At 38.3% G+C, this 23,294-nt stretch carries 16 protein-coding genes and 1 pseudogene; 4 read left to right on the top strand and 13 right to left on the bottom strand.

From position 1 onward, the window contains the following. Nucleotides 1–187: 187 nt before the first annotated feature. From LPB89_RS21655 to LPB89_RS21645, 3 genes are all read right to left on the bottom strand, one after another. Nucleotides 188–1,867, bottom strand: a complete 1,680-nt coding sequence (locus LPB89_RS21655) for a hypothetical protein (protein WP_230703694.1) — start codon at nt 1,865–1,867, stop codon at nt 188–190. Between the two features lie 216 nt (nt 1,868–2,083). After that, the gene (locus tag LPB89_RS21650; protein WP_230703693.1) at nt 2,084–4,276 is read right to left on the bottom strand and encodes an alpha-rhamnosidase; all 2,193 of its coding nucleotides are present in this window, start codon (nt 4,274–4,276) and stop codon (nt 2,084–2,086) included. A 209-nt stretch (nt 4,277–4,485) separates the two neighbouring features. After that, nucleotides 4,486–5,304, bottom strand: a complete 819-nt coding sequence (locus tag LPB89_RS21645) for a helix-turn-helix domain-containing protein (protein ID WP_230703692.1) — start codon at nt 5,302–5,304, stop codon at nt 4,486–4,488. A gap of 101 nt (nt 5,305–5,405) precedes the next feature. Between LPB89_RS21645 and LPB89_RS21640 the strand changes: the two genes are divergently transcribed. Then, nucleotides 5,406–6,620 (top strand): MFS transporter, encoded by a 1,215-nt coding sequence (locus LPB89_RS21640; RefSeq protein ID WP_230703691.1) that lies wholly within the window; start codon nt 5,406–5,408, stop codon nt 6,618–6,620. Between the two features lie 600 nt (nt 6,621–7,220). After that, nucleotides 7,221–7,370, top strand: a pseudogene (locus LPB89_RS21635) (helix-turn-helix transcriptional regulator); the annotation flags it as partial. A 61-nt stretch (nt 7,371–7,431) separates the two neighbouring features. Here LPB89_RS21635 and LPB89_RS21630 read toward each other — a convergent pair. From LPB89_RS21630 to LPB89_RS21590, 9 genes are all read right to left on the bottom strand, one after another. Next, nucleotides 7,432–9,012, bottom strand: coding sequence for a sodium:solute symporter (locus LPB89_RS21630; RefSeq protein WP_230703690.1), 1,581 nt, complete (start codon nt 9,010–9,012; stop codon nt 7,432–7,434). Continuing rightward, a complete protein-coding gene (locus tag LPB89_RS21625; RefSeq protein ID WP_230703689.1) occupies nt 9,009–10,073 on the bottom strand; it encodes a Gfo/Idh/MocA family protein in 1,065 nt (354 codons plus the stop codon). Before LPB89_RS21625 ends, LPB89_RS21630 begins: the two co-directional genes overlap by 4 nt. 180 nt (nt 10,074–10,253) lie before the next feature. Next, nucleotides 10,254–12,758 carry a right-handed parallel beta-helix repeat-containing protein gene (locus LPB89_RS21620; protein ID WP_370635592.1) on the bottom strand — a complete coding sequence of 835 codons (2,505 nt, stop codon included), beginning with the start codon at nt 12,756–12,758 and terminating at the stop codon, nt 10,254–10,256. Nucleotides 12,759–13,038: 280 nt separating this feature from the next. Then, a complete protein-coding gene (locus LPB89_RS21615) occupies nt 13,039–15,180 on the bottom strand; it encodes a bifunctional aldolase/short-chain dehydrogenase (RefSeq protein ID WP_230703687.1) in 2,142 nt (713 codons plus the stop codon). Nucleotides 15,181–15,372: 192 nt separating this feature from the next. Beyond that, complete coding sequence (locus LPB89_RS21610; RefSeq protein WP_230703686.1) at nt 15,373–16,203, bottom strand: amidohydrolase; 831 nt, start codon at nt 16,201–16,203, stop codon at nt 15,373–15,375. Nucleotides 16,204–16,209: 6 nt separating this feature from the next. Next, a complete protein-coding gene (locus tag LPB89_RS21605; RefSeq protein WP_230703685.1) occupies nt 16,210–17,010 on the bottom strand; it encodes an SDR family oxidoreductase in 801 nt (266 codons plus the stop codon). A 21-nt stretch (nt 17,011–17,031) separates the two neighbouring features. Beyond that, the gene (locus tag LPB89_RS21600; protein ID WP_230703684.1) at nt 17,032–18,042 is read right to left on the bottom strand and encodes a zinc-binding alcohol dehydrogenase family protein; all 1,011 of its coding nucleotides are present in this window, start codon (nt 18,040–18,042) and stop codon (nt 17,032–17,034) included. Between the two features lie 18 nt (nt 18,043–18,060). After that, the gene (locus tag LPB89_RS21595) at nt 18,061–18,915 is read right to left on the bottom strand and encodes a fumarylacetoacetate hydrolase family protein (RefSeq protein ID WP_230703683.1); all 855 of its coding nucleotides are present in this window, start codon (nt 18,913–18,915) and stop codon (nt 18,061–18,063) included. Between the two features lie 190 nt (nt 18,916–19,105). Then, the gene (locus LPB89_RS21590; protein WP_230703682.1) at nt 19,106–19,870 is read right to left on the bottom strand and encodes an SDR family NAD(P)-dependent oxidoreductase; all 765 of its coding nucleotides are present in this window, start codon (nt 19,868–19,870) and stop codon (nt 19,106–19,108) included. A gap of 371 nt (nt 19,871–20,241) precedes the next feature. Here LPB89_RS21590 and LPB89_RS21585 point away from each other — a divergent pair, with 371 nt between their 5' ends. Both LPB89_RS21585 and fucP read left to right on the top strand, forming a co-directional pair. Next, on the top strand, nt 20,242–21,315 hold the full coding sequence (locus LPB89_RS21585) for a Gfo/Idh/MocA family protein (protein ID WP_230703681.1): 1,074 nt from the start codon (nt 20,242–20,244) through the stop codon (nt 21,313–21,315). A 108-nt stretch (nt 21,316–21,423) separates the two neighbouring features. Continuing rightward, complete coding sequence (fucP, locus tag LPB89_RS21580; RefSeq protein WP_230703680.1) at nt 21,424–22,731, top strand: L-fucose:H+ symporter permease; 1,308 nt, start codon at nt 21,424–21,426, stop codon at nt 22,729–22,731. 342 nt (nt 22,732–23,073) lie between these two features. Here the strand turns inward: fucP and LPB89_RS21575 are convergent. After that, nucleotides 23,074–23,294, bottom strand: a 221-nt coding sequence (locus tag LPB89_RS21575; RefSeq protein WP_230703679.1) for a hypothetical protein, incomplete at its 5' end; no start/stop codon positions are given.

Raw genomic sequence — 23,294 nt, 5'->3', positions numbered from 1 at the left:
AGCCATGAAGGCGCTAAGTTTTTTTATTTTTTCTCTTTGAAATTTTTTCTCTTTGACAAATAATCCCGAAAAGTCGTAGCGTTTTATCTATATTCCTGTCTTTTTATTCTCTCGCAGATTTGGCAGATTTAGCCGACTTTTTATATTTTTTTATCTGCTGAATCTGCAAAATCTGCGAGAAACTTTATTATTCTTTTTTCAATTCTTCCAAACGCGACTGCATTACGTCTTTGTTCAGTTTTACTTTTACCATTCCCATGGGGTGAAATCTTTTTTTCAGGTCAATCGCGGCATAGACAATCGTGTAAATATCATTTCCTTCCGGAATCAAGCAAAGCGGAGTCCGCATGATGTCCCACCATTTATTTACTTTGGTTTCTATGGGTAAATACCTTGCTTCCGACCATTGATAGCCATCTTTAGATAATGAATAGCCTATCATATTGGGCAAATGATGTCCCCAGCCGTCCGGGCCTCCGTCAAAAATGGCGATGTATAATCCGTTTGGGAGCTGGCTTACAATAGGATTCTCTACAAAAAAAGGATGTATAGATTGGATTGGTTCAATGCCTTTGTTCATTCTCTTCCACGGGCCTTCTAAACTATTTGATTCGGCTAAAGCCACAAACCAGCCTTTTCCGGATTTTTTAGGATAATCTGCCCAGGAATCAAACGGATAGGCACCGCTGTAAAAACCAAGCCACTTATCTCCTGCCTGATACGGGAAAAAAGAAGCTACGCCCTGGCGTCCTTCCCAGGGCTTGGAGTCTAAACCTGGCTCCATAATGATTCCCATATCTTTATAGGGACCTCCAATGCCGTTGATTCCGTCTACGGTGGATTCGCATCTCCAGATCCGGCCAAAAGAATGGTTAGGTTCTATTTCTTTACTCACGGTATAGGCTAAATAATAGCCGTACCATTTGTTTGCTTTTTCATTGAAAACCGGCATATACGACCAAATTGCCGCACGGCGATCGTTCATCGGATTATCATCTTCGGTAACGGCATATGTTCCGCTGGCCTGATAAATTGTTGCTTCTCTTTTCCAGTGAATTGCATCTTTACTGGTCCAGTGTCCGATTTTAGTTTTGACACGATCGTAATAATAATCGACTCCTTTTTCGCCTGCTCTTTCTGTTGGAAACATATGGTAGGTATCGCCTACTTTTACAACACGTCCGCCTTCAAATCCGCCCTGATTTTCTTCTGTTCCGGGCATTCCTTCGTCTACAACCGGTTTGTTTTCTCCGCCAATAATTTCGAAAAGCGGTTTTTCATCTGAAAATCCTTCAACGATAAAAGCTGGATTCCACAGTTTTCCGTCCGGAAGTGCTGCGTTTCTGAATTCCAATTTTTGATTGCTTTTTACAACTCCTAAAATGGCGTATAATCCTTTAGCATCTGGTAAAATAGTCTGTGTTCCTTTTGCGAAAGAAATAGCATACACATTAACCGGAGGCAAACCGGTAATAGTTACTCCGTTTTCTAAAACTAATTTTGCCTTTTGCAGTTTATTTGACTGAAGATATTCTGAACCACTTTCCTGAAAAATGCCAATTAAAAGCTGAACTGACTCTTTAAACTTTAACTGTAAAGCCGTATTTGTTCCGTTTTTATAAGTGTCCAAAGGAAGTTCAATACCTTTTAAACCTTGTAATTCTGGAGCTAAACGAACAATATTGTGTTTGCTTCCTGAAAAAACATGTGCGTATTGTGCTGTTTGGAATGTTTTGTAAGTATTGACCACTTCAAAAGAAGCTGCTTTCCATGCTGTGTTTTGTGCTGAAACCTGAACACAAACAGTTAACAGCATTAGGAAAGCAGCTTTTAATTTAAAATTGTGTTTTGTGTTTTTTGAAAACATTGGTTTTTTATTTTTTAAGGCTTTTATTCTTTTCATGCATTTCCCTGATCTAGTCATTTCAACGAAGGAGATTCGAGCGATAGCGAACAGACGAAGTGAATTTTCGTTTGCTAAGCACACCTGGCAGATCAATCTTTGTTGAGCTACTTGCGAAGATTTCTCCTTCGTCGAAATGACAAACTGGACGTTATAAACTATGAGCTAATCACTAAGAACTTAAATCGCTTTATAACTCACTTTATACTCCACATTCGGTTTTACAATCAGCTGATATTTATTCTTCGCTAGTGCTGTAATTGTTCCAGAGTTTGACTTTGGTTTAGCTGAACTTTCAAAAATCAATTTCCCTTCGCCTTCCACCGCTTTTACTTTGATTTCTTTGGTACTGCAGTATACGTCTACTTCACCATTTGGCGTTGGCACTTTTCCCTGCATCCATTGCAAACCTCCTAAGCTGGGTTTGATTTCATATTCGGCATAACCCGGCGCGGTTGGTTTTACCCCCAGATAATATTTTCCCAGTAAGTAAATCGGACTTGCGCCCCAGGCATGGCAAAGACTTTTTCCGAATTCCCTTCCGTACATTGCCAGATGTTCTGTTCCTTTTTTGGACGGATTGTATTCTTCCCAAAAGGATGTGGCTCCCAATTTTAGCATTCCTCCCCAATAATCTTTCATTTCTTTCAGGACATAATTCTGTTCTCCCATCGCACACAAAGATTCCAATTCATAAAAACGCATGTAGGGAGTTACGATTTTTTGCACTTTATCATTCAAAAGCACTGATTTTTTTACCTGTTGTTTTTGTTCTTCAGTGAAATAATCAAAGAAAATCGCAAACATATTTGCGTAACGCGTTACATTTTCAGTTTGTTTTCCGTCAACATAACTGTGTACCAATGCTTGTTTTTCGGGGTTCCAGTATTTGTCGAAAATTTTAGTTTTTAACTGAATTCCAAGATCTTTGTATTTTGCTGCATCCTGATCTTCTCCGGCAATCGCAGCACAAACTGTCATCGCTTCTAAACTTCTTGCCAATAACAATTGTTCAAAACTTACTTCTCCTTTTTTGCTCAGCCCTTCCGCCCAGTCAATAAAAATCCAGTCGCCCGAAAGTCCCTGCATCATTCCGTTTTCATTTCTTCTGGACAGGCAATATTCCATTAAGGATTGCATTCTTGGGTAAAATTGTTTGATAAAAGTCTTATCCCCGCTGTACTGGTAATAGTCGTAAATCCCTAAAAACCAGTAAAACGTATAATCCATGATCGTATTGATGTGGGCCGTAACGGGATCTTTTCCGCGTAAAGCCAACAGCGTTCTTTCCACCGTTGGTGAATCATTCGTTAAGTAATAATTCATCAGGTAACTCTGGTAAGCATCACCGGACCAGATCCAGCGGTCTCTTTTGATTCCGTCAATAAAAAACTCCCTTGAAGTAAGGTGAAAAGTATATTTGGCAACATCGTAAATTTCATTAATCTGTGCATCTGAACAGGTAAAACTTCCTTTGTCTTTTAAGTCGGCATATTCGTACCACATCGTTACGGAAGCAATGTCCACTCCGTTAGAAGGAGCTACCAGAACATATCTGAAAGCTTTTGACAGTTCCATTATCCTGTCTTGTGGGCTATTGGAAGCTACTTCTATCTGATCTAAGGTTTCGCAATGTTCTTTGGAAAGTGCCTCTTCTTTTGATTCTCCGTAATAAATAGCAACGGTTCCCTTTCCCTGAAGTCCGTTTAACTGAATGAAACCAAAAGTTTCTTTCCCGAAATCATATAAGGTTTCCGTACCCATTTTGACATGGCTTACCGCTTCCATTTTTTTAACGGGCAAAGCAAATTTTGAAGGTGGGAGATTTGCCTGATTTAGATTCCACGAACCCGCCTGAAGCCAGGTTGTTCCCGATTGATCGGAAGCTTTTCCGGTTTCGTCAATCCATTCTTTATCTTCGTAAGTCACCAGCCAGCTGTTGTCTGATTTTATGGTTTTTCCATCAATAAAAATTGCAGGAACGGAAGCCTGATTGTACACTTTAAGGCTCAATTTATGTTTTCCTGCGGGCATGATAATTTTCTTCGGAAAACCCTGAAGTGCCTTACCGTCAATTTTTATGTTATAAGTTCCTTCGACTGCAATTGTAATTTCTTCCGGAGCCTGAAGATCGAAAACCTGATGAAAATCAACCAAATTATAAGGACTATCGGTCTTCCAGAAAACAGGGAAAAAAGAATCCCGTTCTGTTCTTCTGTTTTGCATCTGGTTGGCCAGATTGATTTCGAAATCACCCGGATACCAAATCCAGGTTGCTTCTTTAACTTTTTCCTGTGCAGACAGGAACGAAGAAGAAGAGAATATAACCACAAAAACAAGTAATTTCTTAAAAACTGAAAATCGGGTTCGCATAAAAATATATTTGGCACTAAAAATAAATGTTATTTTTACGTTTCACAACCTGTACTGTCCTGTTATTTTGCAAAAGATTACGATCTTCAATAATTTTTAAGGAAAAAATTACGACTTATACCTTTTTTAGTACTAAAAAAAACGATCTGCCAATTTTTGATTTTATACCTAAATATAGTTTTCAGGGAAAATAATCTAGCCGATAAAATTTAAGCCGATAACTGATCTGAATCCTTTTGGTCTTCTAAAATATAATTGGAAGGAGTTTTTCCCAGATGCTTTTTAAACATATAAATAAAAGCACTTGTAGTTTCGTAACCTAAATTGAAGGCTATTTCTTTTATGGATTGCTTTTCGCCTAAACGTTTTATGGCTTCTAATAATTTTAATCGGGTACGCCAGTCACTGAAATTCATTCCCAACTCTTTAATAAATAAGCAGGATAACGTTCTGGTGCTCATAAAAGAAAGTTCAGCGAAATAATCTATGTTGTTTTTATTGGCAACATCATTCAGCAAAAGTTCCACTACTTTTTGCAATCTTTCATGATTGGTAGTAGGTAAAAAAGTAGCACTTGGCTCGATTAAAGCCAATTCATCTAAAAAAACGTCCATAATTCTTTTTTGTGAGGGCTCCAGATTTCCCTCAGTCCCAAAAGAAATAATTTTAAAAATCAACTGTTTTAAAAACATCGGAATGTCAAAAGAAAAGCTTTTTGACGGTAATCTTTCCGTTACAGACGGATCAATAAAAACACTGTAATAATTAACGTCTTTCTGAAAAGTAACCTGATGTTCTACACCTCCCGGAAGCCATAATCCCTGTAATGGATTGACAACCCAAATATGATTCCCTACAATGACATTCATTACTCCTGTCGTAGCGTAAATAAGCTGCCCTCTGGGATGTGAATGTGAAATACACACTTCATTGGTTACCATTTCACTATATCCTATCACGGGTATTGAAGGATTAATTTGGTATCCGTAATCCTGCGCTAATCGATATGTCCGAATTTGGTTATTCATTGTCCAAATGTAGCAATTCTGACATTACTATTCTTTTAATCTTTGCAAAAAATAATACAGCTGATGTTTTTAAACCTAATTTAAGAATCAAAAAATAACCTATGGACACTATTAAAGCAAATCCTGACTTACTTAAAAAAACAACCTATTCGATCTTATTTATTATCAGTTTTTCTCATTTAATTAATGATCTTTTACAGGCTGTAGTGCCGTCGATATATCCGCTTTTAAAAGAAAATTTCAATTTAAGTTTTTCTCAAATCGGAATTATCACTTTTACCTATCAAATCGTTGCCTCTATTTTACAGCCATTTGTGGGAATGTATACCGATAAAAACTCAAAACCGTATTCTTTGATTGTCGGAATGTGTTTTACCATGACCGGACTTTTTCTGGTTTCGATTGCTTCCAGCTTTACTTATTTATTGTTGTCGGTTAGTTTAATCGGAATTGGTTCTTCTATATTTCATCCCGAATCCTCAAGAGTAGCGCATTTGGCTTCTGGCGGAAAAAAAGGATTGGCACAGTCTATTTTTCAATTGGGAGGAAATGCGGGAAGTGCTATCGGACCATTACTGGCAGCATTTATTGTTATTCCGCACGGACAATCGTATGTCGCCTGGTTTTGTATCATCGCCATTATTGGGGTTTTTGCCTTATATAAAATTGCGATTTGGTACAGTAATCATTTATCATTACGAAATGACAATAAATCAGCTCACCAGATTGAAACGCATCATTTATCGAAAAGAACAGTAACTTTTTCACTGATCATTTTATTGGTTTTGATTTTCTCGAAATACTTCTATATGAGCAGTATTACAAGTTATTATACTTTCTTTTTGATTGATAAGTTCCACATCAGCATTCAGCAGTCGCAGGTTTATTTATTTTTATTTTCCGGCGCAGTTGCTGCCGGAACTTTGATTGGAGGACCAATCGGAGACCGATTCGGAAGAAAATATGTAATCTGGGTTTCTATTTTGGGCGTTGCTCCTTTTACGATGTTACTGCCTTATGTATCCTTATTTTGGGTGGGAACATTATCTGTAATTATTGGATTGATTCTTTCTTCGGCATTTTCAGCAATTTTAGTGTATGCCACTGAATTAATGCCCGGAAAAGTGGGACTTGTCGCAGGTCTTTTCTTCGGATTTGCTTTTGGAATGGGTGGCTTGGGTTCTGCTATTTTAGGTAAAATTGCCGATGCAACAAGTATTGAATATGTTTTTAAGATTTGTGCGTTCCTGCCTTTGATTGGAATTATTACCGGATTCTTGCCTAATTTGGAAGGAAGAAAAAAAGCTGAAAAGTAATTTTTTATTTTAAACACATAGAATATAGTATTTCGATTGTCTATAGAAATCATTCATTTAATAAAAAACATATAGCGTTTTGTTGAAATGCTATGTGTTTTTTATTTAAGATTCTCTTTAAAACATAGCCCGTGGTTGAAACCACGGGAAACATAATGTGATAAACGTAATTTTATATATTTTGCGTCCCCCATGGTTGAAACCACGGGCGATATTTGATGAATATTAAATACCTTATTACTTAATAAAAAACATATAGCGTTTTGTTGAAATGCTAGATGTTTTTTATTTAAGGTTCTCTTTAAAACATAGCCCGTGGTTTCAACCACGGGAAACATAATGTGATAAACGTAATTTTATATATTTTGCGTCCCCATGGTTGAAACCACGGGCTATATTGAATAAATAATCAATACCTTATTACTTAATAAAAAACATATAGCGTTTGTTGAAATGTTATGTGTTTTTTTATTTAAGATTCTCTTTCAAACATAGCCCGTGGTTGAAACCACGGGAAACATAATGTGATAAACGTAATTTTATATATTTTGCGCCCCCATGGTTGAAACCACGGGCGATATTGAATAAAGTAATAAAGAATTAGCCAAACATTTGGGTAAAACGGTATCGACTGTTTCCCGTTGGTGTACAAATGAAGCTCAACCTTCTATTGAAACGCTTTATGAAGTTTCTCAATATTTGAAAGTTGATATTCGGGAGTTGTTGGTTTCAACCCAAAATAAACCATAAAAAAATAAAAGACTGCTTTTAGGCAGTCTTTTATTTTTACTAATAGTTTTTTTCTGTACTTCTAATTCCCATTAAAAATAAAATACAAACTAAGAATTACAATTCCCAAGGCAGTAAACATCAGTTTTACTTTCCTGCTGGTTTTCGGAATATCAGTTTCATCTGAAAAATTAACTTCAGGATTTTTATCTGCTAATGAAATAATAACTGCTGACATTAAAAGCACTGCAAAAATGTAAAAGGATATCAATAAAAAGTGCGGCCAAACCGGATATTTATCAGCCGGAAAAATCCACAAATATAAAACCCCGACCAATAAACTAAAGGCGGAACCCCAGGATAAAGTTGCATTTACAGCTTTCTTCGTCGTGCGTTTCCAGAAAATACTCAACAGAAAAACCACAGATAAAGACGGCGCCAGAAAACCTAAAACAGCCTGAAAAATATTGAATAAATTTTGTCCTTTTATATTGTCAATCGCAACGGCAATCAGAATAGCAAATAAACATCCGACGGCAATGGTGATACGCCCTATTTTAATTTGTTCTTTTATGGAGGCCGAAGGGTTGATTTTCTTTACATAAATATCATTCGTAAAAACAGTACTCAACGCATTGAGCGAAGAACCGATAGTTCCGACCAGGACCGCTATCATCACACAAATTACCAAGCCATTCATTCCGCTTGGGAATAAATTTGTCACCATTGTCATATAAGCCAAATCGGAATTTTTGCCTAACTCCGGAAACAAAACGGAACACAGGATTCCGGGTAAAATAAATAAAGGCAATGCCATCACTTTAAGCCATCCAATGAAATTAACGCCCAATTGACCCTGTTGCAAATTTTTCGCCCCCAAAACACTCTGCACCATCGATTGGTCGGTACAAAAGAAAGCTACCGCTGCAACAGGATATCCCAATAAAATAGCCGGCCACGGATAATGTGCATCATTGGCTGGCTGCGTTAAATTCCAGAAATTAGACGGTGTTTTGGCTATTAAAGCTTCGATTCCGCCTACTTTTTGCAATCCTAAATACGACAAGGTAAGTGAAACGACAATCAATAAAATCATCTGAAAAACATTGACTTTGGCAATCGCTTTCAAACCTCCCGAAAACGTAAAAATTCCCGAAAAAATCACCAAAACCGTTACACTCTGCCACATCGGAATGCCTAAAATCTGGCGTACCAAAACACCTCCGCTAAACAATCCCAAGGAGAGCCAGCTTACCAAAATCTTAACCATTGCATACCAGGCCAAAATGGTTTGGGTACTGTCGCCATATCTTTTTCCCATATATTCGGGCATCGTGCTTACTTTGCTGGCAATATATCTTGGGGCAAAAACGATAGCGAGGAGCAATAAAAAAACAAAGGCATACCACTCAAAATTTCCGGCTACAATTCCGGTCGCATAACCAATACTCGCAAAAGCCAATAAGGAGGAAGGGCCCACATTGGTGCCCCACATATTAAATCCGATATTGTACCAGTTCAGCGAATTTCCGGCCAAAAAAAGCGTTTCGTTCTTTTTGCTTTGCTTCACGCTCACCACATAACCAATGACCAGTAAAGTCACCAGATAGATGCCAACAATTATAAAATCTAAAGTGGTTAATTTGTCGTAGATGCTGTTCATAGTCCGGATTCTTTAAGGACATCAGCTATTTTTACCGGCATTCCGGTTTGCAGAGATTGGTCCATGGCCTGTAATAAAGCCACTGTTCCGATACCTTCTTCCATATCTGGATAAGCGGTAAAATCCTGTTCTATACTGTCTGCAAAATATTCTAAGTAATTCTGATATTCCCCCGCATGATGGCTTTGTCCTTCAAAACGGAAATAATGTTTTAAGGTACTGTCTCCCCAGGTTATTATTTTTTCTTCTCCAGTTTTATCTGTAACCGCATAACGAAGTTCATGATAATCGGCCTGGCTTGCCCCTTCGGTTGCCCTTAAAATGGTGCTCATTCCGCTGTCTCTTTGTGCGGGCTGTGTTGGTGAAGTATAAACTCCGCTTACCCTTGCAATTCTTCCGTCGCTTGCTTTGAAGATAAAATGCATCGTATCTTCGTTTTTCAAGCCTGCGATACTTCCGTTACTGCTGATCATTCCGTAGCCCATGACTTCTTCAATGTTGGGAAGATACCATCTGATAAAATCCACCGGATGACTTAATCCGCCGTACAGCCATTTAAAAGACTGCAATAATGACCATTCTTTTTTCAGGAACCATCTATGATCTGCATGATAATGCGCTTCTATAGTAATTAAATCACCTATTAAACCGGCTTCGAAATCGGCTCTTTGTCTTTTTGCAGGTTCGAAAAAACGAGAACTCTGCCCGATAAAAACCTTTTTTCCGGTCTTTTTGCTTAGTTCCAGTAATGCTTTGGCATCCGAAAGATCATCTATAAACGGTTTTGTACAAACCACATGTTTTCCGTGCAGTAAAGCTTGTTTAACGTGTTCGGCATGCAAATGATCAGGAGTATAAATGGCGATGATATCTATCGAATCATCATTTAGTAAATCATCATAGTTTTGGGTATAGGAATGAAAATCAAACTCTTTTGCCCGTTGTTTACACAATTCTTCATTTCGGTCACAAACTTTTACAAGCTCTAATTTTGAACTTTCCAAAGCGGCTGACATGGTGCTGCGGCCTTCACCGAGTCCCAGAATAGCTATTTTTAACATTGGTTGTGGTTATTTTAGATTGTTGGTTTTAGATATTAGATTTTTTGCCGCACATTAAGAGATTTTCACAGATTAGAAAAATTATTTTAATCCTTTAATCTGTGGCTAAATATTTAAATTATTTTCTTCAACGTAAACCCGACAGGTTTTAAAAACCTGTCGGGTTTAACCGTTATATAATTATTTTGACTCTACTTTATTTAAAAATATCCAGGTTTCGTCCGGTTTTGTGCCTTCAATTCCGGTTTGGTATTTTTTCATTAAAGTATTCCAGTCGTTGACACGCGGATTACTTTCTGTCGTTTTCGGATTTAATTTATCCAGGTTTTCTCCTTTTGGAATACTAATGACCAAGATCAGTTGTTTTTCATTTTTGAAAACCTGTACTTGCTGAAAATCGGCATTACAGAACCCTTTTGCAATTTCCGGCCATTTTTCAAATTGTGTTGTGTGGTAGTCGACATATTCTTTCTGCAGTTTGGCATCGTCAACCAAATTGGCTGTCAAAACAATATTTTCCCATTCCGATGCGGGTCTTGAATCCTTGCATCTTTCAAAATTCTGGAAATCATAAACAGGATTTTCATAGATTTTTATTTGTAAAGAAGGAAAAGCTAACGCAAGTTTTCGTTTTGTCCTTTCGGGCTGGTTCATTTTGCCGTAAATCACCAAATGATTTTTCCACTGGTACAATTCCTGCCCCACAATCCTGAAGCCTGTTAGTGTCGATTTGATTTTTTCGATATCAAAATCAGCACCTGTTAATTCAATAGCCACCGGTTTTGGCATTTCCTGCAATCCCCAGGATTCGTCGATTACAACTTCCTTAGTTAAGTCACTATAGGGCGCTCTGATTCCCGCAGTATTTTTAATCTTCGTACTGACATACGGATCGTTATTCTCCCAGACATTTCCCAGCGGCCCGTTGTGATTTTTTAAGATTTTCTTTTCTGCAATCCAGTTATTTTTGATCGTAAATCCCTGCGTTCCTTCATCTGTATACAAGTACAGCCACAAAAACGGATCATGCGCGTAGGGACTGTTATACACTTTGTCAATATAATTTTCTTCGATTCGGCTGTTGGGTTGGGACGAAAGGGTATAAATTCCCGAAACATCGTGGAGATGTTTGGCATAATGATGAATTTTATTCGCCAGAATTTTGTTGTTTTCCATCACGTTTTTGGTGTGTGTCCAGCCCCAGCCCATTGCAATTCCGGAATAGGAAACATCTGAAATTTCATTGTGTTCAATGGTAATATTTCGAACAAAGCCGGCACTGATGCCTAAAGTTCCCCAATCTTCATTGGTCACATTCGTAATTAAATTATCGGCGATTACTTCATCTGAACAGATTTCTCTTTCGTCTTTTATAATCAAAGGCAGATGCGCCTCAAAAGCTTCTTCAGAGAAAATGCCGACATTAATGGCACTTCCGCCAATGTCTTTGAATAAATTTCCTATTACAGTATTATGATTGGTTCCTTTATTGAAGTCTAATCCGGTTGATGACAAATGCTCGAAACGGCAGGATTCAAATTGAATGTTATTCGAATAATTAACTTCCACGGCAGCTCTTGGTCTTCCTACCCAGGCCTGATTTTCTAAATTTGCCTGATTGGGTGTTCCCGGGATTTTTAATTTATAGGCATCTAAAAGGTACAAACCGGATTGCAACGGCACATGCCCCTGTTGTGACGGGCGAAGCCAGTTGCTGTATTGAAATGAAATTCCTTTAAATCTAAAATGCTGTACGGGAGAATCGATTGTTCCTTTAATTGCTATTAAATTTTCTAAAACAGGAGCTGTTATTTTTACAGAATTTATCTCTTCACCAACTCTCGGAATATAATATATTTTGGCAGTTTTTTTATCGAGAAACCATTCTCCCGGTTCGTTCAGCATTGACATTGCATTGTTGAGATAAAAAGCTGAGTTTCCATTGTTTTTTGAAATCCAGGGTGCCGGCCAGGGATGTTCGCTTTGAATTCTGCTTTCCGGTTCTTCAAAGGAAAGTCTGGCACTGTCTTGTTTTATCTCAATATTTTTTATGCGAAGATTGGCCGTTGACCACCATTGCACAATAAACATTTCCATTCCGGGCTGGTATTTTATGGTTTTATCTGTAAAAGGAATCCAGCAGGTCTGCGACTCGTGATCCCACGATAAAATTCTGTCCATTTTATTTCCTGCCGTACTTTTAGCGCGAACTGCTTTTTTTCCATTGACCCATAATTGTCTGTAATTCATCACATCACCTGCAATTTTTGGAGCATCGGCTACCCAGATCGTTCCTTTTTTAAGTCCGTTTATACTTGTCGTTGTTTTGGTCCAGTTTTTTATTTCGATTCCACCGTTTAAAATGGGTTTTGCATTTCTATCCGCTTCAATTGTGGTCGGACTTTCTGCAGTTCCCGAATCTTCCGGTCTTATGAAGAGAGGTTCATTCAAATAATAAGTTCCGTCCATTACAATAATTCGAATACCGTCTTTTATAGAGGCATCTTTTAATCTTCGCAATTCCCGTGCTTTCCGTACGGCCATTTGTACCGTAGCCAAAGGACTTTCTTTTGTTCCGGTATTTTTATCGCTTCCGTCTTTTGAAACCCATATTTCAGCTGCATTCACAGAGAAACTGGTGCAGATGAGCAGAAAAAAGATTCCTATTTTTTGTATCGTATTCAAATGCATTGTTTTATTTTATTTTGATTTAACCAAAATGGAAAGACATTTAAAGTTCACTTTATATTCTTACACCTTTAACCAATTTAAAGCAGTTATCATGGCACAATTTAGCAGAACCGGAAAACATACGCATCCTGTACCCTCCTGCATTATTGGAAGGTAAGAATCAACAGCAATACTAAAATTATAATGTTCGCTTAAAAAATTAACGCCCGAATACTCGGGCGTCAATGTCACAAAAAACCACTTTTGCTTAAACAAACTTAAAAAAACTATTTTTTTATCTATAGAAGCCCATTGCTACTCCGCCATCTACGTTTAAAGCGTTTCCTGTCGATTTACCAAGTAAACCGCCAACAAAAGCAAAACAGGCGTTTGCAATATCATCAGGCAATATAATTTCATTGAGTAAGGTGCGTTTGGCATAATAAGCCGGCAGTTCTGCTACCGTCACGCCATAGGCCTTCGCACGTCCTTCTGCCCAGCCACCCGACCAGATATTCGAGTCTGAGATTACCGCATCGGGGTTTACCGTGTTGACACGGATTTTATCGATTCCCAGTTCGGCTGCCATCAGACGGGTTAAATGTGCCTGCGCTGCTTTGGCGGAACCGTACCCCGGATTGTTCGGACCTGCAACAACGGCATTTTTAGAAACAATGTTTACAATATCTCCTCCAAATCCCTGTTTGCGCATCACTTCTATAGTGGCTTTGGAAACGATAAATTGTCCCTTAACCAGAATATCATACAGCCTGTCCCATTCTTCAAGGCTATGTTCTGCAATGGATTTCGAAATACTGATTCCGGCATTGTTCACCACAATATCAACGCCTCCGAATGCCAGACAGGCCTCGTCTATCGCTTTCTCTGTACTGTTCTCACTGGTCACGTTCAACAGTGTACTTGCCACTGCATCCTTGCCAAAAGAAGTTGTAAATTCTGCGGTGGCTTCTCTCAGGCGTTCTTCATTGATGTCGTTGATGATTACGCAGGCACCTTCCTGGGCAAATTTCTTTGCGATTGCTTTTCCAATACCTCCGGCAGAACCTGTAATCAGAGCTATTCTTCCCGATAAAGCTTTGGGTTTTGGCATTCTTTGAAGTTTGGCCTCTTCGAGTAACCAGTATTCAATATCAAAAGCTTCCTGATGCGGCAGTGAAGTATATTCTGAAACGGCTTCCGCACCTTTCATCACATTCACGGCATTGATATAATATTCTGAGGCCAGGCGTGCCATGGTTTTGTCTTTCGCAAAAGTAAACATTCCAACTCCCGGATATAAAATCACAACCGGATTGGGGTCACGCATCGCCGGTGAATTCGATTTTTTACAGGTATTATAATAGTCTTTGTACAGGGCTCTGTAAGCTTCAAAGGCCGGTGCCAGTTTTGCTTTTATCGCGGCTGCATCTGATATATCTTCGTTTGGATCTAATGTTAAAACCAAAGGGCTGATTTTGGTACGCAAAAAGTGATCGGGACAGGAAGTCCCAAGTGGTGCCAATTTTTCAAGATCATTGGAATTAATGAATTCCAGTACTCTTTGATCGTCTGTATAATGTCCTATCATATGACGTTCTGACGAGCAGAATCCTCTTAGGATCGGTGCTATTTTGGCTGCTTTCAAACGGCGTGATTCTTCTGAAAGGCTTTCTATTTTTTGTCCGCCAAAAACAGCACGTTTTTTTCCGTAGTTGTCCTCAAGGTACTGGGCACATTTTTCAATTACTTCCAGTGTGTTGATATAACTTTCATATGAAGTATCGCCCCAGGTAAATAGTCCGTGGGAACCCAGCATGATACCGCGCAGTTTTTTGCCTTTTTTCTCCGCTTCTTCCAGACAGGATCTTAGCTGAAGTCCAAGATCAAAACCCGGACGCTGCCAGCCTACCCAGCCAATTTCACCGTCGAATAATTCTTCGGTGATCTTTGCTCCGTCTTTGGCTGCTGCAATGGCAATGGCCGCATCGGGATGTAAGTGATCGATATGTTTGAAGGGTAAGAATCCATGAAGCGGTGTATCGATAGAAGGCGCTTTTGAACTTAAATCAAAAATACAATGGTTGAACAATTCTACCATTTCATCCTCGAATGCTATTCCTCTGTAAACGTTCTCCAGATTACGAAGCCTTTCCAGATAAAGGGCTGCACAGCCTGATTTAGTTAATGTCCCGATATCTCCTCCGGAACCTTTTATCCACATTACTTCCGAACTGGCTCCTGTTAGAGGATCTTTGTCTGTTATTTTTACGGAAGTGTTTCCTCCCCCGTAGTTGGTCAGCCTTAAATCGGCTCCCAGTATATTGGAACGATAAATGAAAAGCGCTACTTCATCTCCTGCCAGTGCTGCCGCCCTGGATTCGTCCCAAAGATAGCTTACATGCTTAAAATTCATATGGTTTTTTATTGTATTTGACATAGTGTATGTTATTTGGACTATCAATCTTATTGTGTAAAATAAGAGAATGTAAAAAACAAAACTATCCTGTACTATCCTTTGTCAAAATAACTTCTTGTTATTCTGCAGTAACAAAACAAAAAGTGCTTTCAAATTTCATCAGCCTAAATTGATTTTGAAAGCACTTTTTATATTTTGACTATTCTTAAAAGATCAGAGTCTGTAAAACATTTTGGCATTTTCAGACCAAATTTTATTCTGCTCCTCCATTGAAAATTGGGCCACATAATCTTCGAGTGTTTTAACTATGACATTGTAACTGGCAGCCACATTACAAACTGGCCAGTCGGAACCAAACATTAGTTTATCCGTTGAAAAATTTTCAAAAATAACGTCGAGATACGGTTTTAAATCGTCTGTTTTCCAGGAACTCCAATCCGCTTCGGTGACCATTCCTGAGATCTTGCAGCTTACATTTTCAGCTTTGGCAATTTCCTGAATATCTTTTTTCCAGGACGAAATATTTCCTGCTTTTATATCCGGTTTTGCAACATGATCAATCACAAAAGGCTGATCGTGAAAATGATTTACCAGATCTATTGCGGCTGGTAATTGCCGGTGAAAAATGAGAATGTCGTAGGTATATCCAAACTGCTCTAAAGCAGCAATGCCATTTCGAAAATCGCTCCTGAGCATAAAATCATCCGGCTCTCCCTGAACAACATGCCGGAAGCCTTTTACTTTTTCATGAATGGAAAAATGCTCCAGTCTGCCTTCACTATTTTTATCACATAAATCTACCCAGCCGACTATTCCTTTTATAAAATCATTTTTAGAAGCTAAGTCTAATAAGAACTTTGTTTCTTCTTCAGACTGGCTGGCCTGAACAGCAACACAGCCTTCAAATTTATTGGCGGTCAGTAAAGGCAACAGATCTTCCGGCAAAAAATCTTTTCTGATTTTCTGCATTGTAGCATCAATCCAGCTGTCCCGTACAGGATCAAATCTCCAAAAGTGCTGGTGTGCATCAATTCTGGTATTCATAAAACCTTAGTAATTTACATCGTTGATTAAGGCACGGTCTAAGTGTACGTATCCGCCATCAACAAAAACAAATTGCCCTGTGGTGTGGGAAGAACGGTCCGAAATAATAAAAAGTACCGTATCGGCAATCTCTTCAGTTTTTGTCATTCTTCCTTCAAACGGAATACTTTTATTGATTTTTTTCAATACTGCTTCTCCATCCGGTAATGTTTTCAGCCAGTCATCGTAGGCAGGTGTAAAACTTTCGGCAATAATAATTGCATTCGAACGAATGCCAAACTGAATCAGATCAACGGCCCATTCCCTTGTTAGTCCAAGTACTCCTCCTTTCGCAGCAGCGTAACCTGAAGTCCCGCCCTGTCCGGTTAAAGCAACTTTGGAACCGATATTCAGAATATTTCCTTTTGATTCTTTTAAAAATGGCAATGCATATTTAACCAGTAAAAAATAGCTCGCTACATTTAACTTCAGTGAATCCATGAATTCTTCATAAGTAGCCTCTAAACCGGCACCGTCATTGACACCGACATTATTGATAACCACGTCTATTCTTCCGTATTTTTCTGCAATTATTTTTACTGCATTCTCCATTTCAACAGGATCTGTAACATCCGTTTTAACAAATAAGGCGTCAATCCCTTTTTGCTGAAGCGTTGCTGCGTAACGATCTCCTCTTTCATTTCTGTCTATAAGAACCGGTATTGCACCTTCATCAGCCAATCGGTTGATGATCGTTTCTCCAATACTTCCTTCTTTGCCTGCCGAACCAGAAACGACAACAATTTTATTTTTTAATCTTAAATCCATAGCAATTCGTTTTCATTACGCTTATAATTCTATCAATGCTTTGATGACATTATTTTTGGGATCGATCCATTTTTCGAATTCATTTATCATATCCGTAAAAGGAGCCCTATGGGTAATGTATTTTTTGGGATCGATTTTTCCTGTTTTTAGGCAATCCATTACATATTGAAAATCCTCAATTGTTGCATTTCTGCTGCTCATTAATGTAGATTCTCTTTTGTGAAAATCAGGATGGCTAAAACTCAGTTCACCTTTTTGAAGTCCGACCAGAACAAATCGCCCTCCATGCGAAATGTAATTGAAAGCACTGTTCATAACATTTCGGTTTCCGGTCGCGTCAATCACTACATTGGCCATATCACCATTTGTAATTTCTGCTAATTTTATAGAAACATCATCGTGTAATGGATTTATAGTTTCATCCGCGTTCAGCGCTTCTTTACAGAAATTCAGTCTGTATTCATTTATATCCATTACAATAACTTTTGCCCCGGCTATTTTAGCAAATTGAATCAGACCAATTCCAATTGGTCCTGCCCCCATTACCAAGACCGTATCATTCGGACCAACATTGGCTCTTCTTATACCGTGAGCTGCAATTGCCAATGGTTCAACCAAAGCCAGTTCATCGTAATCTAATCCCTGGCCGTGAAGTAAATATTGCTCGGGAATGGTTACGTATTCGGCCATTCCGCCATCGATATGCACTCCAAAAACTTTAATATTCACACAACAATTGGTCAGTCCGTTTCTGCAGGCAACACATTTACCACAATTAAAGTAAGGAATAAAAGTCACCTTGTCTCCCGGTTCAAAACCTGCAACACTTCCTTTGATATATTCGGCAGCAAGTTCATGGCCTAAAATTCTCGGATATTCAAAATAAGGCTGGGTACCGCCATAAGCATGAATGTCAGTTCCGCAAATTCCGATTCTTTTAATCTTTAACAATACCTCGCCTTCTTTTGGCTCAGGCATTGGTTTTTCTTTCAATATAAATTCATGCGGCTTTTCACATACTATAAATTTCATCTTTGCAATTTCTTTAAATTACTTTTTGTAGGCTATTGCCGTTTGCTTGCTGGATCCCAAACCTTCCATTCCTAATTCTACAACATCTCCGGCTTTAAGATATATCGGTTCCGGTTTGATACCCAATCCAACACCAGGAGGGGTTCCTGTACTTACAATATCACCCGGAAGCAATGTCATAAACTGACTCAGGTAGTGTACTAAAAAAGGAATTTTGAAAACTAAATTTGAAGTGTTGCTGTTCTGAAATTTTTTCCCGTTTACAGTCAGCCACATCGGTATGTTATTGACATCTCCAATTTCGTCCTGTGTGGCTAAGAAGGGGCCAAGCGGCGCAAAAGTATCGCTTCCTTTACCTTTTGCCCATTGTCCTCCGCGCTCGATCTGAAAAGCTCTTTCACTATAATCATTTAGCAGACAATAACCCGCCACATAATCTAATGCTTCTGCTTCTTCTACATAACTTGCTTTTTTACCCACTACAAAGGCCAGCTCCACTTCCCAATCTGTTTTTTCACTGTTTTTAGGAATAATCAAATCATCATTGGGTCCGCATAAAGAAGTAGTCGATTTAAAAAACAGAATCGGTTCTTCCGGTATTGGCGCATTGGTTTCCCTGCAGTGATCTACATAGTTTAAACCGATACATATTATTTTAGACGGTCTCGCAACTGGTGATCCCAAGCGTACATCGGCAGCTACTTCCGGTAAAACCGGATTGTTATCTAATGCTTTTTTTAATTTTTCAAGACCATTTTCTTCAAAGAAATTCTCATTAAAGTCCGTCACAATTGAAGAAACATCATATCTTTTTTCATCAATTAAAACTCCTGGTTTTTCTTTTCCGATTTCTCCAAAACGTATTAATTTCATTTTATTTTTTTTTTAAAGTTACTAAGGTGCTAAGGTTCTGAGAAACTAAGTTTTTTTTAGTCTTGGTTGCTGGAAGTCTTAGTCACTTTTTTAATTATTATTTTTTAAGCTTTTTTTAAAGATGCTAAGCTACTAAGCTACTAAGATCAAACTTAGAACCTTAGCTGCTTAGTAACTCAGAGCCTTATTTTTAATTATTTAATTTAATAAAACCTCCGTCTATCGGATAATCACAGCCTGTAATAAAACCGGCTTCATCACTGCACAGGTACAAAGCCAATGCTGCAATTTCTTCGGGTTTTCCCATTCTTCCTATGGGTTGCGATTTTGATAATTTTTCAAACATTTCTGCTTCTTTGCCAGCATAATTTTTTGAAATAAATCCATCAACAAAAGGCGTATGGACCCTTGCAGGCGAAATAGAATTACAACGAATATTTTCTCCCATATAATCTTTAGCCACAGATAATGTCATAGCCATTACGGCTCCTTTAGCTGTCGAGTACGCAAATCTGTCGGGAATACCCACCCAGGCAGCAATGGATGCCATGTTAATAATTACGCCACCATTCGAAAGCCTGAATTGCGGAATAGCCGCAAACAAACAATTGTAAACACCTTTTACATTGACCTCCATGACGCGGTCAAAATCTGATTCTGAAGTCGTATCAGCTTTACCAACATTGGCAATTCCGGCATTATTGATCAGAATATCCATGCTTCCTATTTTTTCAAACGTGGCCATAACTTCTTTTTGGCTGGCTACATTACAGGCGTAAGAAAATACGTTTCCGCCCGATTTACTGATTTCATTTGCGGCTTCCTGCGCACTTTCAATAGTTAAATCAATAATGTGCACTTCAGCTCCCTGCCTGGCAAACAAGACCGCAATTGCTTTTCCAATACCACTTCCTCCGCCTGTAACTACGGCTTTTTTATTTTTTAATGAAAACATCTTTGTTCCTATTTAATCATTTATGAAATTGTAACGGGTTATATTTTTTCTTCATTTAATAAATGTAAAAAACACATTTACAAATGTAATTTTTAATATTAATATTTGAGATATATTTTATTAAGTTTCTCCTAAAATACTCATAGTTTAAAAAATTATCACATTTTTTATGTGATTTGTAAAAAAACAAACCCTTCACTTCATATTAGCCAAAAAAGATCCTGTAATAAAGTTAAGATTTCTTGCATGTTTAAATCTTATTTCTACATTTGTAAATGTGTTTTTTACATTTATTAAATTTCAGGTAAAACGATATCTGTAAAACTTTAAAAATTAACAGAATAAACTCGAATTAATATTCAAAAACTGATATGAATATTCCATATAAACCTTTGCTTGCCGAAACAGAACAGCCGATCATCATAATCGGGGCCAGTGGTATCGTAAAAGATGCCCATCTGCCTGCTTACGAAATGGCCGGTTATACCGTTTTTGGCATCACCAACAGAACAATTTCTAAAGCATACGATTTAGCAAAACAGTTCAAAATCAAACACGTTTTTGAAAATGTTGCTGAAGCCGTAAGACATGCCCCAAAAAATGCTGTTTATGATATTACTGTTCTTCCGGATCAGTATATTGAAATTTTAGAACAGCTTCCTGATGGAGCGGCCGTCCTGATCCAGAAACCAATGGGAAATGATTTGACTCAGGCACGCGAAATTGTTGCAGTTTGTGAACGCAAAAAATTAGTTGCTGCCATAAATTTTCAATTGAGATTTGCTTCTTTCGTAAGTGCTGCACGGTACCTGATCAATCAGGGAATGATTGGAGAATTGTACGATTTAGAATTTAAAGTTACAGTGAATACGCCTTGGGAACTATTTCCTTTGATTAAAGAACACCCCAGATTGGAAATTCTTTTTCACAGTGTGCACTATATCGATTGCATACGGTCATTTTTGGGAGATCCGCATAGTGTGATGGCCAGCACGGCAAAACATCCCTTAAAGAAATTATCTTCAAGCCGATCTACTATCATTCTGGATTATGGAGAAAATAAGCATGTGGTAATCAATACCAATCACGACCATCATTTCGGTCCAAAACACGAAGAAAGCTATATCAAATGGGAAGGCACAAAGGGCGCCATTAAAGCAAAAATGGGCTTATTGATGAACTATCCCGACGGACTTCCTGATGTATTTGAATATGCGCTGCCAATTAAAGAAGGGGAAAATAAATACGAATGGACAAAAGTGACACTTGAAGGTTCCTGGTTTCCGGAAGCCTTTATAGGTGCAATGTCCAATCTAATGCGCTTTAAGGAAGGTACTGACGAGAAACTTTCAGCCAGCGTACAAGACGTTCTCGGGACTATGAAGGTAGTCGAAGCATGCTATATCAGCAATAAAAGCGGTGGTATTTCACTAAACGACTTATAATATAATTGAAACGTAATATCCCAAAAATGAAAAGGTTGTAATTCCAATAAACTTCAACTTTCTCTTTAGATCTTTAAACTAACATCAAACCAAAAACCGACATAAATTATGCAACTAACAAATCAGGCTGGCGATCAGCATCAAGTACCATCAGAAAGCGGCAGTGGAAAGAAATACCTTTTGCCTTTTATCTTAATCACAAGCTTATTTTTTCTTTGGGGAATGGCGCACAATCTCGATTCCATTTTAATTCCGCATTTAAAAAAAGCCTGTGAATTAAACAATCGCCAATCCACACTAATTGACACTTCTGTATTTTTCGCCTATTTTGTAATGGCCATTCCAGCCGGAATGCTCATCAAAAAATTCGGATACAAAAACAGTATTATTACAGGTTTATTAGTTTTTGCTGCGGGTGCTTTTCTATTTGTGCCAGCTGCAAATACCAGAACTTACGAACTGTTCTTATTTGCATTATTTGTAATCGGATGTGGATTAACTATTCTGGAAACTAGTGCAAATCCCTACGCAGCTATTTTAGGGCCTTCGGAATCATCATCCAAAAGATTGAATTTAGCAGCATCTTTTAATGGTCTGGCAGCAATGGTTGCGCCGATTGTTGGTTCATTATTTATCCTCTCCGGTAAAACACATACTCCTGCCCAGATGGCTGCTATGCCAGCTGCCACAAAAGCGGCTTATTTATTAGAAGAAGCTTCATCGGTAAAATTACCGTACATTATATTAGGAAGTGTATTGGTTTTGGTAGCCATATTATTTTATTTTATGCATTTACCCTCCATGAAACCCCAACATACTGAAGTAGAAGTCAAACCGGGATTTTTCTCCGTTTTAAAATTCTCCCACTTAAGCTGGGCCGTAGTAGCGCAATTTTTTTATGTAGGAGCTCAGGTTTGTATCACAAGCTTTTTTATCAGAATAGCACAGCAAGGAGCTGGTTTAGATGAAAAAACAGCAGGATATTATCTGGGTATCTATGGCTTTCTATTCATGGCTGGCCGCTTTATTGGAACTTTCTTTTTAAAATTTGTTAAGGATTATGTTTTACTTTCCATCTACTGTGTAATCAGCATTTTTCTATGTTTGGTAGCAATTTATGGAACTGGGATCTATGTTATATATGCCCTGGGTGGAATTGGATTTTTTATGTCGATTATGTTTCCAACTATTTTTTCTTTGGGAATCGTTGGTTTAAAAAATAATACAGAAACAGGCTCATCATGGCTGGTAATGTCAATTGTTGGCGGAGCAATCCTGCCTTATGGAATGGGAACTTTAATTGACATAAATCATGATGATATTCAGTCAGGATACATTATTCCATTAGTATGTTTTATAGTAATTCTTTCTTTTGGCATGTTTGGACACAAAGTAAAAAATAGTGTTTCTTCTTAATATTTCATTTTAAGGATAAACTTTAAGTAGATACCCTTTACATCATCCGGTATTCTGTTCGGGCGTTTCCCTTCGGGCCGGGCTCTTCGCTAAATCTTTTGCGGAATTGGTTTAGTTCGGCTTCGCCACAGGTTTGGGATTCCGCAAAAGGATATCGCTGCGATCCCTAACGCACTGAGGTATAAAGACAAAATTCCAATTCTGAAGCCATCGGGACAAGCCCCAAATCCAATACTTCCCGCATAGCTTTGCGCCCTTTGCGATTTTTGATAGGATTTAGTAAACCCTTTTGCGTGCTTTGCGGTTAAAAATCCACCCAACAAATCACTTCTTAAAACATCATTAGGTATTACTTTTGGGCGTTTCCCTCCGGGTCGGGCTCTTCGCTAAATCTTTTGCGGGAGTGGTTTGGGTTGCTGCGCCAGGGCTTTCGGGATTCCCGCAAAAGGATATCGCTGCGATCCCTAACGCACTGAGGTATAAACACAAAATTCCAATCTCGACAGCCATCGGGACAAGCCCCAAATTCCAATACTTGCGGCACAGCTTTGCGTCCTTTGCGA

The sequence above is a fragment of the Flavobacterium sp. ENC genome, from assembly GCF_020991415.1.
In the GTDB taxonomy this organism is placed as follows: Bacteria; Bacteroidota; Bacteroidia; order Flavobacteriales; family Flavobacteriaceae; genus Flavobacterium.
The sequence above is the reverse complement of the archived record's forward strand: the minus strand, read 5'-3'. Positions and strand labels throughout refer to the sequence as shown.

What these genes read in the sequence shown, in the direction of transcription:
- LPB89_RS21655 (WP_230703694.1), bottom strand. Translation starts at nt 1,867, where the DNA reads ATGTTTTCAAAAAACACAAAACACAATTTTAAATTAAAAGCTGCTTTC.
- LPB89_RS21650 (WP_230703693.1), bottom strand. Translation starts at nt 4,276, where the DNA reads ATGCGAACCCGATTTTCAGTTTTTAAGAAATTACTTGTTTTTGTGGTT.
- LPB89_RS21645 (WP_230703692.1), bottom strand. Translation starts at nt 5,304, where the DNA reads ATGAATAACCAAATTCGGACATATCGATTAGCGCAGGATTACGGATAC.
- LPB89_RS21640 (WP_230703691.1), top strand. Translation starts at nt 5,406, where the DNA reads ATGGACACTATTAAAGCAAATCCTGACTTACTTAAAAAAACAACCTAT.
- LPB89_RS21630 (WP_230703690.1), bottom strand. Translation starts at nt 9,012, where the DNA reads ATGAACAGCATCTACGACAAATTAACCACTTTAGATTTTATAATTGTT.
- LPB89_RS21625 (WP_230703689.1), bottom strand. Translation starts at nt 10,073, where the DNA reads ATGTTAAAAATAGCTATTCTGGGACTCGGTGAAGGCCGCAGCACCATG.
- LPB89_RS21615 (WP_230703687.1), bottom strand. Translation starts at nt 15,180, where the DNA reads ATGTCAAATACAATAAAAAACCATATGAATTTTAAGCATGTAAGCTAT.
- LPB89_RS21610 (WP_230703686.1), bottom strand. Translation starts at nt 16,203, where the DNA reads ATGAATACCAGAATTGATGCACACCAGCACTTTTGGAGATTTGATCCT.
- LPB89_RS21605 (WP_230703685.1), bottom strand. Translation starts at nt 17,010, where the DNA reads ATGGATTTAAGATTAAAAAATAAAATTGTTGTCGTTTCTGGTTCGGCA.
- LPB89_RS21600 (WP_230703684.1), bottom strand. Translation starts at nt 18,042, where the DNA reads ATGAAATTTATAGTATGTGAAAAGCCGCATGAATTTATATTGAAAGAA.
- LPB89_RS21595 (WP_230703683.1), bottom strand. Translation starts at nt 18,915, where the DNA reads ATGAAATTAATACGTTTTGGAGAAATCGGAAAAGAAAAACCAGGAGTT.
- LPB89_RS21590 (WP_230703682.1), bottom strand. Translation starts at nt 19,870, where the DNA reads ATGTTTTCATTAAAAAATAAAAAAGCCGTAGTTACAGGCGGAGGAAGT.
- LPB89_RS21585 (WP_230703681.1), top strand. Translation starts at nt 20,242, where the DNA reads ATGAATATTCCATATAAACCTTTGCTTGCCGAAACAGAACAGCCGATC.
- fucP (WP_230703680.1), top strand. Translation starts at nt 21,424, where the DNA reads ATGCAACTAACAAATCAGGCTGGCGATCAGCATCAAGTACCATCAGAA.